Consider the following 12,072-nt stretch of genomic DNA (forward strand, 5'->3'; position numbering starts at 1 on the left):
GCCTGTCCCAGTGGTATCCTGACCACAGACGATGCGGCCTGCCCGCAGACAGCCGGTACCCACACATCCCGTGACGCCGCATCTCCGGCGTCCACCGCATCCCGCCCCGCAATCGTGACGATCGCGATCGCCCCTCTCGGTGGGGCAGGACGAAGCGGAAAATAATCAAGATGGGGATTTTGTCAATAGATATAGGAAAAAATGTTTGAAATGTCATCGAAGCCACATAAGCAAGCTGCGCAAGAAGCTACGCGATCATCTTGCGAGACGCCTGTGGTCGCCTATGCCTTGAACCAGTCCTGCGCGTCACCGGTGAAGGCGCAATATAGTCCGAGCCCGGTCAGGATGCAGGACACGATCTCGATCGCGCTGTCGAACTGCAGCCCGTAGACGCCGAGCACCTGGAACAGCGACAATACCGAGAAGGCCAGCGACACGGTCAGCACCCAGCGCGGCCAGCTCTTGCGGCGATAGGCTGCGAACCAGACCAGCCAGACGAAGAACAACAACATGCCGGCGGCGACGAGGTTCGCTGCCATGATGGTGCTGTCGGACATTGTGAGGTCCGGCGTGCGATCCTGGAACGCGATCGACAGCGCGTCGAGGATCAGCGACGTGTAGAGCAGCACCTCGAAATAGAAGACGTTCTTCGGAAGGTCGGCGGGAGCGGTCATCGTGTCGGCTGCACTTCCATCATCGCTCCTCGACTACTCGTGAGGAAATTCGAGGCCCATTTCGCGATAACGATTGGGATCGTCGCCCCAGTTCTCGCGCACCTTCACGAACAGGAACAGATGCACGGGGTGCCCGACGATCTCGGTGATTTCCCTGCGCGCATCAGCGCCGATCGATTTGATGGTGGCGCCCCCCTTGCCGAGCACGATCTTGCGCTGGCTGTCGCGCTCGACGAAAATCGTCTGCTCGATGCGCACGGAATGGTCCTTGCGCTCGGTCCAGCTGTCGGTCTCCACCGTCGACTGATACGGCAATTCCTGATGCAACTGGCGGAAGATCTTCTCGCGGGTGATTTCCGCTGCGAGATGCCGCATCGGCGCATCCGACATCTGGTCTTCGGGATAATGATACGGCCCGGCGGGCACGTCGGCCGCGAGCCTGCGGCGCAGGTCATCGACGCCGTCGCCGGTCATCGCCGAGATCATGAAGGTCTCTTCGAACTTCATGCGCTCGTTGGCCATCTGCGCCAGCTTGAGCAGCTTCTCCTTCGAGACGATATCGACCTTGTTGATCACGAGGATCTTCGGGTGATTGACTGATGCAAGCTGGTTGAAGATCGCGTCGGCCTCTTCGTTGATGCCTGCCTTGGCATCGAGCAGCACGCAGACGACGTCGGCATCATGCGCGCCGCTCCACGCCGTCTTGACCATCGCGCGGTCGAGTCGTCGTTTGGGCAGGAAGATGCCCGGCGTATCGACCAGAATGATCTGGGCGTGGTTCTCGATCACGATGCCGCGGATCAGCGCGCGGGTGGTCTGCACCTTGCGCGAGACGATGGTGACCTTGGACCCGACCAGCGCATTGACCAGCGTCGACTTGCCGACATTGGGCGCGCCGATCAGCGCGACGAAGCCGCAGCGGGTCTCGGCAGGTGTCCCTTCGGACTCATGGTCTGGTTCAGCATCGTTCACGACATCATCCTTCATTGCCGCCACTGCTGACGCCTTCACGCGCAATCATCGCCTGCGCTGCGGCTTTTTCGGCGGCGCGCTTGCTGCCGCCCTCGCCCTCGGCAGGCGCAAAACCTTTCACATCCACCTCGATCCTGAAATGCGGATCGTGGTGCGGACCGGAGCGCTCGACCTCGCGATAGGCCGGTGTCGGCAGGCCACGGCCCTGGGCCCATTCCTGCAGCACCGTCTTGGGATCGCGCAGCGGACGCACCGGCTTGCGCATGCGCTCGGTCCAGTTACGCTGCACGAAGCTTTCCGCCGCCGGATAGCCACCATCGAGAAAGATCGCGCCGATCACGGCTTCGCAGATATCGCCGAGCACAGACTTGCGCAACCGCTGACCGGCACCCGCGCCGACCGTGCCAAGCTTGATGCCCTCGAGAAGGCCAAGCAACCGCGCAACATCGGCGCAGGCTTCCTTGCGCACGAGGTCGGCAAGCCGCTTCGACAACTCGCCTTCATCCGCATTCGGGAAGGCGCGAAACAGCATGTCGGAGACCACGAGCCCGAGCACGTGGTCGCCGAGAAATTCGAGGCGCTGATAGCTCTCGGTCCGGCTGCGTTGCGACTTCAGGGCCGACACATGGGTGAAGGCTGTCGCCAGCAGCAGCGGATCCTTGAAGCTGTGGCCGATACGCGTTTCGATCTCGGCTGCGGCGACCTTTGCCGCTGCGCGTGCCTTCTTCTTCCGGGCAGCAGCCGTCTCCGGCGCAGCCTCGGTCGTCGAGCTAGGTTCGTCGGTCTTCGGCGCGGTCTCGATGGGATTTCTGGAGTCGTCGGTCATCGCACGATAGAAAAAATTCGATTCCAGCGTACGGCGGTCGGCCAGCGCCAGATCTGCCATGCGTGTTCGCCCTCGGCGATCGAGAAGAAGATCATTTGCGCGCGACCGACGAGATTCTCGAACGGCACATAGCCGACGGCCGACAGCACGCGGCTGTCCGTCGAATTGTCGCGGTTGTCGCCCATCATGAAGAAGTTGCCGGGCGGCACGGTGTAGACATTGGTGTTGTCGTAGAATCCATTGTCGACGCAATCGAGCGTTTCATAGGTGACGCCGTTCGGCAGCGTTTCCTTCCAGCGTTTCACCCGCGCCGTGGCGTCGGAGCCGCACGGATCCTCGCCGACGAAATCGCTCATGCGTTCGCGCTGCACCGGCTTCTCGTTGATGTAGAGCAGCCCCTCTTTCATCTGGACACGGTCGCCGGGCAGCCCGATCACGCGCTTGATGTAGTCGGTGCTATCGTCCTTCGGCAGACGGAATACCACGACGTCACCGCGCGACGGCTCGGAACCCAAGATGCGGCCGGAGAAGATATTCGGCGACAGCGGGATCGAATAGTGGCTGTAGCCGTAGGAATATTTCGAGACGAACAGGTAATCGCCGACCAGAAGCGTGGCCTTCATGGAGCCAGACGGGATGTTGAAGGGCTGGAACAGGAAGGTCCGGATCACCAGCGCGATCAGCAATGCGTTGATGACAACACGGATAGTCTCGCCGACGCCGCTTTCAGTCTTAGTCCCGGATGTCACGCTCATCGCTTTCCCGATTCCCGCAGCGTCACCGCGCGGCTGGTAGCGCATTTCGGAACCGCGCGGCGTCACGCCCGGCGCTCAAAATGCATTGAATTCATACAGTTACGGCAAGGTCTTGCAAAAGCCTCGAGCGGCATCAACGAGAATTGGCGTCTGTTCGGTGTCGTCGCTGGTTTAAACGGTTGTTGGTAACGGTGCAATGAACCGCCCCGAAAAGCCGCCATGTCCCGTCGGTCCGGCGTGCCGGTCGGTCGTCTCGCCGCTTCCGGCGGCCTCTCGGCCTGCCATCAGGACTTGGCCCAACACTTGGCTCAGGATTTGGGCGAAGGGACGGCCGAAATTATGACGAAAGCCTGCGCCAGCGGCCAATCGTCCGTGATCGACAGATCGATCTGGGCCTCGTGGCCGGGCGGTATCAGGGCCTGCAGACGGGCCAGCGCCCCGCCGGTGAGCTTCATGGAGGGCTTCCCCCCGGGCAAATTGACGACGCCCATATCCCGCCACCAGACCCCCTGCCGGATGCCGGTGCCAAGGGCCTTGGACATGGCCTCCTTGGCGGCAAAACGCTTGGCATAGGTCGCGACCACCATCTTCTCGCTCTTGGCGCGGCGCTGCGCCCTCGCCCGCTCGGCTTCGGTGAAGATGCGATCGAGGAAGCGATCGCCATGGCGTTCGATCACCTTGGCGACGCGCGTGATGTCGATCAGATCGGAGCCGATGCCGATGATCATGACGCGCTCTTGGACTGCATCCGCCCGCGATCCATCGCCGCGCGCATCAGACGCACGGTATCGGACAGACCGATAAACAGTGCCTCGCCGATCATATAGTAGCCGATGTTCAGCTCCATGATCTCGGGCAGCGCCGAGATCGTCTCCGCGGTGGCATAATCGAGGCCATGGCCGGCATGGACTTCGAGGCCTGCGGATTTCGCCAGCTTCGCGCCAGCAACAATGCGCTGCCACTCGTGGGCGGCCTTGGCCGTATCGCCATCGGTGATGGCATCGCACCAGGCGCCCGTGTGCAATTCGATAACCGGCGCCTTGAGCTGCGCCGCCATCTCGATCTGCTTCGGGTCCGCCGCGATGAACAGCGACACCCGCACGCCGGCTTCGGTGAAACGCGCAATCGACGGCTCCAGCGATTCCCGCTGGCCGACCACATCGAGCCCGCCTTCGGTGGTCAGTTCTTCGCGCCGCTCCGGCACCAGACAGACCGCATGGGGCTTCACCGACAACGCAATCCGCACCATGTCCGGCGTCGCCGCCATCTCGAAATTCAACGGCTTGGAGATCTCCGCCTTCAACCGCTCCATGTCGGCGTCGCGGATATGGCGACGATCCTCGCGCAGATGCGCCGTGATGCCGTCGGCCCCTGCGGAGATGGCTTCCAGCGCCGCGCGGACGGGATCGGGATGCTTGCCGCCCCGCGCATTGCGCAGGGTCGCGACGTGATCGATGTTGACGCCGAGGCGCAGCGAGGAAGAGGACATGACGGAATTCCAGAAGACCTAGGGTGAGACGCTAACCATTGACCCGCTCGACCTTCGCCACAACGGCCTTGGCGCGCAACTGGTTGATGATCGCGCTGAGATGCTTGAGGTCGTAGACGCCGAGATCGATGGTCTGTTCGGTGAAATCGGGCGAGCGGCGGTGCATGCTGATATTGTCGATATTGCCGTCATGGTCGGCGATGACCTGAGCGATCTGCGCGAGACTGCCGGGCTCGTTGACATTCTGCAGGAACAATCGCGCCGGAAAACGCTGCGGCGAGGATTCATCGATATCCCAGCGCACATCGACCCAGCGCTCCGGCTCTTCCTCGAAGTCTTTCAACGCCGGTGACTGGATCGGATAGATCGTGATGCCCTCGCCCGGCGTGACGATGCCGACAATGCGGTCGCCCGGTACGGCGCCACCGTTCGGCGCAAACTTCACCGGCAGGTCGGAATTGACGCCGCCGATCGAGATGATCGAGGTGAAGCGCGCCGCGCCATCGGGCGTCCTCACCTTGTCCGCCGTGGACTTCTTGTTGTTGGCCGAAAAGCGGCCGATGCGCTCTTCCTTGTAGTCGGGATACATCGCACGCGCGACGTCTGCGGCGCGCAATTCGCCGCGCCCCACCGAGGCCATCACGTCGTCGATGGAGGTGCGCGCCAGACGCGGCAGCGCGCCCTTCAGCTGGTCGTCCGAATATTCCATCTTGGCGCGCACGAACAGGCGCTCGACGATACGCCGGCCAAGGCTGGCATATTGATCACGCACCGCCGTTCGCGTCGCGCGGCGGATCGCGGCGCGCGCCTTGCCGGTGACCGCAAGACCTTCCCATGCAGACGGCGGCGCCTGCTGTGCGGCCGAGGTCAGCACTTCGACCTCGTCGCCGTTCTGCAATTCGGATGACAACGGCGCGAATTTACCGTTGATCTTGCAACCCACCGCGCTGTTGCCGACGTCGGTATGCACGGCATAGGCGAAGTCGACCACATTGGCATTGCGCGGCAGCGCGATCAGCTTGCCCTTCGGGGTGAAGCAGAACACCTGGTCGTGGAACAGTTCGAGCTTGGTGTGCTCCAGGAATTCTTCCGGATTGGTGCTCTCCGAGAGAATGCCGATGGTGTGGCGCAGCCACGAAAACGCGTTGGATTCGCGCTTGAGCATTTCGGTCGGCGAGCCGATCCCGTCCTTGTAGAACGCATGCGCCGCGATGCCGTATTCGGCGATGCTGTTCATGTCCTCGGTGCGGATCTGCAATTCGACGCGCTGGTTGCCGGGGCCGATCACGGTGGTGTGGATCGAGCGATAATCATTCTGCTTCGGCGTCGAGATGTAGTCCTTGAAGCGGCCGGGCACCACGGGCCAGGTGGTATGCACCACCCCGAGTGCGCGGTAACACGCCTCCATGTCCTTCAACACGACGCGGAAGCCGTAAATGTCCGACAACTGCTCGAAGCCCACCGACTTGCGCTTCATCTTGGTCCAGATCGAAAACGGCTTCTTGCGCCGGCCGGTGACCCGCGCCGTGATGCCGTTCTTCTCCAGCTTCGTGGAGAGATGGCTTTCGATCATGTCGATGAGGTTCTGATTGCGCTCGGTCAGCGAGTCCAGGCGCTGCATCACCACCAGATAGGCGTCGGGATCGAGCACCTTGAACGACAGCTCCTCGAGCTCCTCGCGCATCGCCTGCATACCCATGCGGCCGGCGAGCGGCGCATAGATGTCGAGGGTTTCCTCGGCGATGCGGCGGCGCGAGGCCGGCGGCATGAACTCCATCGTCCGCATATTGTGCAGACGATCCGCAAGCTTGATCAGCAGGACGCGGACGTCGTCGGCGATCGCCAGCAGCAGCTTGCGCAGGTTCTCGGCCTGCTTGGCTTCGCGCGACACCAGTTCGAGCCGCTTCAGCTTGGTCAGCCCCTCGACCAGCGCGCCGATCTCGGCGCCGAACAGCTTGTCGATTTCAGTCCGGGTCGCCTCGGTGTCCTCGATCGTGTCGTGCAGCAGCGCCGCCACGATGGTGGCGTCGTCGAGCTTGAGGTCGGTGAGGATCGCCGCCACTTCCAGCGGATGGGAGAAATACGGGTCGCCCGAGGCCCGCGTCTGCTCGCCATGGGCGACCATGGCATAGACATAGGCGCGGTTGAGCAGGTCCTCGTCGGTATTCGGATTATAGGCCCGGACGCGGTCCACCAGGTCATATTGCCGCATCATCCGGACACGGGACGTGCGCGGCACCTTGGCCGGAACTGGCGTCTCTGCGGACTGTGCTTCAGGCGAAACTGGCGGGACCGCGGCGACCGTGTCGTTCGCAGCCTGCATCTGCCGTCTATTACGGCGCGAAGTCGCCATCCTAGCCTCGTTCGATCCGGTCAGCAGCGACCTGGATTCTTCATCTCAAGTTTGCCCTGAAACGGACTGCAAAAGCAAAGGCCCGGACGCATGTCCGGGCCTTTGTGATAGCCGATGATCAAGACGGTTAAGCAAATAACCGTGTGTCTCGTTTTACTCGTCTTCCTCGGGCTGCTCTTCCGGCGGAGCCAGGCCTTCGAGGCCCTTGAGCAGCTCTTCTTCGGTCATGCGCTCGACAGCCACTTCGGTATCGTCGGCATCGACGCTGGCGCCGGCGGAGCCGATCAGCGGAATCGTATCCGGCTCGGGCTCATCGACCTCGACGAACTTCTGCAGCGAATGGACCAGTTCTTCGCGGAGATCTTCCGGGGAGATGGTCTGATCGGCGATTTCGCGCAGCGAAACAACGGGATTCTTGTCGTTGTCGCGATCAATCGTAAGTTGTGAACCGGACGAAATCATTCGTGCCCGGTGTGCTGCCAGCAGCACCAGGTCGAACCGGTTGTCGACCTTATCGATGCAATCTTCGACGGTTACGCGCGCCATAAAATGTCGCTCCGTTTGTTGTGGGACCGAATATGATGATTAAGTGCCGTAGGTATAGGGGCTTTGCGGCATCCGCAAGGACCAATTTGGAATTGCGCCCGCTTGGCTTGGTTTTCTGCCTCACTATGGTACCCTCTGAAAGCCGCAGAAGCGGCGGCATCCATCTGGCCAGAAGCAAATATCTCGACACCAAAAGGCTTCATTGCAAGGGCAGATGGATCGGCATATTCGAGCAGTTCCAGACCAGCTGATTGCGTGGCGTCAATAAGCTCGATCCGACGCAGAGCGGACGACAAATGTGATTCAAATGCGCAACGACGAAGTCGCGCCAAAAACGCTAACAACAACACACCACATGAGAAAACTTGATGCCCCTCACGTCTAACAAGATCGCTCTCTTCATTGACGGCGCCAACCTGTATGCGACCGCCAAGACGCTTGGCTTCGACATCGACTACAAGCGCCTCCTCAAGGAATTTCAGAGCCGCGGCACCCTCGTCCGGGCCTTCTATTACACCGCCATCATCGAAGATCAGGAATACTCCTCGATTCGCCCGCTGATCGATTGGCTCGACTACAACGGGTATACGGTGGTGACCAAGGCCACGAAGGAATTCATCGATGCGTCGGGCCGGCGCAAGGTGAAGGGCAATATGGACATCGAGCTGGCTGTCGATGCCATGGAACTGGCCGAACATGTCGACCAGATCGTGCTGTTCTCGGGCGACGGCGACTTCCGCTCCCTGGTCGAGGCCGTGCAGCGCCGCGGCGTCCGCGTGACTGTCGTATCCACGATCTCGAGCCAGCCGCCCATGATCGCCGACGAGTTGCGCCGGCAGGCAGACGTGTTTACCGATCTCATGGAGCTGCAGAGCAAGCTTGGCCGCGACCCGGCAGAGCGCCCTGCTCCGCGCGAACCGCGTCACCAGACGCCGCAATTCCTGCAGCGCGCGACCACCATGGCGCCACGAGGCGATGAAGATTTCGAAGACTAAGACGCAACTCAGCCGACAACAGCCGGCGGTGGTCGCAACCACGATTTCCGCTGGTACTTCCACCGATCCCGGGCGCGATTGTCCACTGTGCCCCCGCCTCGTCGAGTATCGGCTAGAGGTGCGCGCGCGCGACCCTGACGGCTACAACGGACCCGTGCCGTCTTTCGGCACATCCGATGCTGCCCTCCTGATCGTGGGCCTCGCCCCCGGCGTGCAGGGCGCCAACCGCACCGGGCGCCCCTTTACCGGCGACTATGCCGGCGACCTCCTCTACGAGACCCTGCTCGATTTCGGATTCGCTGCGGGCACCTACGGAGCCCGCCCCGATGACGGGCTGACGCTGCAGGATTGCCGGATCACCAATGCGGTGCGCTGCGTACCACCGCAGAACAAGCCCTTGCCCGTCGAGATCACGACATGCCGGCCGTTCCTGATCGCGACCATGGACACGATGCCACGATTGCGGGCCATCGTCCTCCTCGGCCGCGTCGCCCATGACACGATGCTGAGGACGCTTGGCATTCGCGCCGTGACAGCGCCTTTTGCGCACGGCGCCGTCCACGATGTCGGCCGCTTCAAGCTCTACGATAGCTATCACTGCTCACGCTACAACACGAACACGCGCGTGCTGACACCCGAGATGTTCCGGGCGGTGTTCGCGCGGGTGAAGGCGGATCTGGCGCAGGCTTAGACCGGGTTGGCCTTCAGCCACTCCAGCACGTCGCCTGCGTTCCGGTCCGGTGGAAACACCGGATAGAACACATGGGTGATCTTGCCGTCGTCGATGATCATGGCCATGCGCTTGATCATCGTGAGATCGGCGACCACCATGGTCGGCAGCCTGAGCGCATCGCTCAGTTCAAGCTGCTCGTCCGAGAGCACCGGAAACGGCAGATGCAGCCGCCCGGCCATTTCAGTTTGATATTCGTTGCTCTGTGTCGACAGGCCGAACACATGCTTTGCGCCTGCAGCCTTCAACTCCGCAAACAGATCGCGGAACGAACAGGTCTGCGGCGTACAGCCGCGCGCGCCGGGGATCATGTCCCAGTCGTCCACGAGAGCAATCTTGCCGGGCTCGCCCGTGCGCGGATAGCCGAACACCACGGTGCGGCCCTTGAGTTCGGACAGTATCACGGCCGTGTCGTTGGTGGCACGCAGGCTGACCGGCGGGATCGTCATACCGATCAGATGATTGGCGGCGCCATCGTCTTCCGGTGCCGGGATCTTGCTCCAGTCGACTTCGAGCAGGTTACCTTGCGTCATCTCATCCTCTTGTCTGCGGGGATGGGCGACGCCCAGCCTCAGCCTCTCGCGCGGAGCAGACGGCCCTTCTCGCGGCCCCAGTCGCGGTCCTTCTCGCTCGCACGCTTGTCGTGGAGCTGCTTGCCCTTGGCCAGCGCCAGCTGCAGCTTAACCCGGCCGCGTTCGTTGAAGTACATCTTCAACGGCACAAGGGTCATGCCCTGACGTTCTACCGCACCCATCAGCTTGTTGATCTGCTTGCGATGCAGCAGCAGCTTGCGCGGCCGCTTCGGCTCGTGATTGAAGCGATTTGCCTGCAGATATTCAGGGATGTTGCAGTTGATCAGCCAGATCTCGCCGTCCTTTGGATCAGCATAGGATTCCGCAATCGTGCTTTTGCCATTGCGGATCGACTTCACCTCGGTACCGGTCAAGGCGATGCCCGCCTCGACCGTGTCCTCGACGGCGTAGTTGAACCGCGCCTTGCGGTTTTCTGCGATCACCTTGATCGGGCGTTCGTTCTTCTCGGCCATCGTCCAATACTTTCAGCGTACCTGACCGAATATAAGTACCGCAAACGCCCGGCCCAAGCTCCGGGCTTAGGCCTTCTTGAGCAGATCGCGGATCTCGGTCAGCAATTCTTCTTGGCGGGTCGGCTTCGGCGGTTCAGCCGGCTTGGCGGCATCGTTGCGCTTCAGCTGGTTCATGAAGCGGATGACGATGAACAGGACGAAGGCGACGATAATGAAGTTCAGCGTGAGGGTCAGGAAGTTGCCCCAGGCCAGCACGGCGCCCTGCTTCTTGGCATCGGCCAGATTGGTTGCCGTGACGGTTTTGGAAAGACCCGTGAAGTAATTCGAGAAATCGAGACCGCCGGTGATGGCGCCGATGACCGGCATGATGATGTCGGCGACCATCGACGAGACGATGGCACCGAAGGCTGCGCCGATGATCACGCCGACGGCGAGATCGACCACGTTGCCCTTCATTGCAAAATCGCGAAATTCCTTCAGCATCTGCAATTCCTCTTGTTTTCAACGAGTAACGGGGACGCACTTACAAATAAGGAACGATGACGCAGCCAAAGTCACTCGATATCTGACTGATGCAGATGCCTAGTTGATGAGGCCGGCAAAGACCATGGCGTCGCGGATCACCTTGCCGGTCGGCGGCGTCACCGTCAGCAGCGGCAGACGCACCTCCTCCGTGATGCGGCCCAGCAATCCGAGCCCATGCTTGGCGCCGGCAAGACCAGGCTCCTTGAAGATCGCGTCATGCAGCGGCGTCAGGCGATCCTGGATCTTGAGCGCCCCGGCATAGTCGCCCTTGAGCACCAACGACATCAGTTCGGCACACAGCTTCGGCGCAACATTCGCCGTCACCGAAATGCAGCCATGGCCACCCGCCGCCATATAGGCCAGCGCGGTCATGTCTTCGCCGGACATCTGGATGAAATCCGATCCCATGGCGTGACGCTGCTTGGACACGCGCGCGAGATCGGCAGTGGCATCCTTCACGCCGGCGATGTTCTTCAGCTCATACAGGCGCGCCATTGTGTCGACGGACATATCGACGACCGACCGCGGCGGAATATTGTAGATGATGATCGGAATGCCGATCGCATCGTTCACCGCCTTGAAGTGCTGATACATGCCCTCTTGCGTGGGCTTGTTGTAATACGGCGTCACCACCAGCACGGCATCCGCGCCAGCCTTCTCGGCGTGCTTTGCCAGTGCCACCGCTTCCTTGGTGGAGTTGGACCCGGCGCCGGCGATCACCGGCACGCGGCCCTTGGCTTCGTCGATGCACCATTCGACGACCTTGTAATGCTCTTCGTGGCTCAGCGTCGGGCTCTCGCCCGTGGTACCGACCGGAACAAGACCGTTGCTGCCTTCCGCGATCTGCCAGCTGACGAGCGCGCGAAAGCCTGCCTCGTCCAGCGCACCGTCTTTGAACGGCGTGACCAGAGCTGTGTAAGACCCCCGGAAATTCGTCTTGGTGGCTGCCATGGTCTGCTCCGAACGCGATGCGGCTTTAGCCGTCTGCTTGAACCGATTGATTGAACTGCAAGTCTTATCGAGTCTGCGGCTGCGGCGAAAGACCGCCCAGGGCGGTTTCAGGTCGGTTTCCGGCCGGTTTCAGCGCGGTTTGCCGGCTATTCAGCCGTGATTTCGCCGCGGTGGTCGGGCAGAGAGGAGCGTGCGGTCACAGAAATTGACG

14 protein-coding genes are annotated in these 12,072 nt (G+C 61.7%); 2 read left to right on the plus strand and 12 right to left on the minus strand.

All coding sequences use genetic code 11. The annotated features are described in order from the left end of the window. Positions 1-281: 281 nt before the first annotated feature. From ACEK02_RS16880 to rpoZ, 8 genes are all read right to left on the minus strand, one after another. Complete coding sequence (locus ACEK02_RS16880; RefSeq protein ID WP_371422740.1) at positions 282-674, minus strand: hypothetical protein; 393 nt, start codon at positions 672-674, stop codon at positions 282-284. A gap of 33 nt (positions 675-707) precedes the next feature. Next, entirely contained in the window at positions 708-1,661 is a 954-nt protein-coding gene (era, locus tag ACEK02_RS16885; RefSeq protein ID WP_371422741.1) for a GTPase Era, read from the minus strand. Continuing rightward, positions 1,651-2,472 (minus strand): ribonuclease III, encoded by an 822-nt coding sequence (gene rnc, locus ACEK02_RS16890; protein ID WP_371422793.1) that lies wholly within the window; start codon positions 2,470-2,472, stop codon positions 1,651-1,653. Before rnc ends, era begins: the two co-directional genes overlap by 11 nt. Beyond that, a complete protein-coding gene (lepB, locus tag ACEK02_RS16895) occupies positions 2,469-3,227 on the minus strand; it encodes a signal peptidase I (protein WP_371422742.1) in 759 nt (252 codons plus the stop codon). The genes rnc and lepB overlap by 4 nt, the downstream gene beginning before the upstream one ends. Positions 3,228-3,535: 308 nt before the next feature. Continuing rightward, on the minus strand, positions 3,536-3,955 hold the full coding sequence (acpS, locus tag ACEK02_RS16900; protein WP_371422743.1) for a holo-ACP synthase: 420 nt from the start codon (positions 3,953-3,955) through the stop codon (positions 3,536-3,538). After that, positions 3,952-4,716, minus strand: a complete 765-nt coding sequence (locus ACEK02_RS16905; RefSeq protein WP_371422744.1) for a pyridoxine 5'-phosphate synthase — start codon at positions 4,714-4,716, stop codon at positions 3,952-3,954. Before ACEK02_RS16905 ends, acpS begins: the two co-directional genes overlap by 4 nt. Before the next feature lie 31 nt (positions 4,717-4,747). Continuing rightward, positions 4,748-7,069 carry a bifunctional (p)ppGpp synthetase/guanosine-3',5'-bis(diphosphate) 3'-pyrophosphohydrolase gene (locus tag ACEK02_RS16910; protein ID WP_371422745.1) on the minus strand — a complete coding sequence of 774 codons (2,322 nt, stop codon included), beginning with the start codon at positions 7,067-7,069 and terminating at the stop codon, positions 4,748-4,750. Positions 7,070-7,222: 153 nt separating this feature from the next. Continuing rightward, positions 7,223-7,615 carry a DNA-directed RNA polymerase subunit omega gene (gene rpoZ, locus ACEK02_RS16915; RefSeq protein WP_068732476.1) on the minus strand — a complete coding sequence of 131 codons (393 nt, stop codon included), beginning with the start codon at positions 7,613-7,615 and terminating at the stop codon, positions 7,223-7,225. Between the two features lie 368 nt (positions 7,616-7,983). On the opposite strand from rpoZ, the gene ACEK02_RS16920 reads away from it, so the two are divergent. Both ACEK02_RS16920 and ACEK02_RS16925 read left to right on the plus strand, forming a co-directional pair. After that, the gene (locus ACEK02_RS16920; protein WP_371422746.1) at positions 7,984-8,610 is read left to right on the plus strand and encodes an NYN domain-containing protein; all 627 of its coding nucleotides are present in this window, start codon (positions 7,984-7,986) and stop codon (positions 8,608-8,610) included. Then, positions 8,591-9,301, plus strand: a complete 711-nt coding sequence (locus tag ACEK02_RS16925) for a uracil-DNA glycosylase (protein WP_371422747.1) — start codon at positions 8,591-8,593, stop codon at positions 9,299-9,301. The genes ACEK02_RS16920 and ACEK02_RS16925 overlap by 20 nt, the downstream gene beginning before the upstream one ends. On the opposite strand, the gene ACEK02_RS16930 is transcribed toward ACEK02_RS16925, so the two are convergent. From ACEK02_RS16930 to dapA, 4 genes are all read right to left on the minus strand, one after another. After that, the gene (locus ACEK02_RS16930; protein ID WP_371422748.1) at positions 9,298-9,873 is read right to left on the minus strand and encodes a peroxiredoxin; all 576 of its coding nucleotides are present in this window, start codon (positions 9,871-9,873) and stop codon (positions 9,298-9,300) included. The two genes, ACEK02_RS16925 and ACEK02_RS16930, sit on opposite strands and share 4 nt — an antisense overlap. 38 nt (positions 9,874-9,911) lie before the next feature. Then, complete coding sequence (gene smpB / locus ACEK02_RS16935; RefSeq protein ID WP_068732465.1) at positions 9,912-10,385, minus strand: SsrA-binding protein SmpB; 474 nt, start codon at positions 10,383-10,385, stop codon at positions 9,912-9,914. 66 nt (positions 10,386-10,451) lie between these two features. After that, positions 10,452-10,868 carry a large conductance mechanosensitive channel protein MscL gene (mscL, locus tag ACEK02_RS16940; protein ID WP_371422749.1) on the minus strand — a complete coding sequence of 139 codons (417 nt, stop codon included), beginning with the start codon at positions 10,866-10,868 and terminating at the stop codon, positions 10,452-10,454. Between the two features lie 99 nt (positions 10,869-10,967). Beyond that, positions 10,968-11,861, minus strand: coding sequence for a 4-hydroxy-tetrahydrodipicolinate synthase (gene dapA, locus ACEK02_RS16945; protein WP_371422750.1), 894 nt, complete (start codon positions 11,859-11,861; stop codon positions 10,968-10,970). Positions 11,862-12,072 lie beyond the last annotated feature (211 nt).

This window comes from Tardiphaga sp. (genome assembly GCF_041424195.1).
GTDB lineage: Bacteria > Pseudomonadota > Alphaproteobacteria > Rhizobiales > Xanthobacteraceae > Tardiphaga.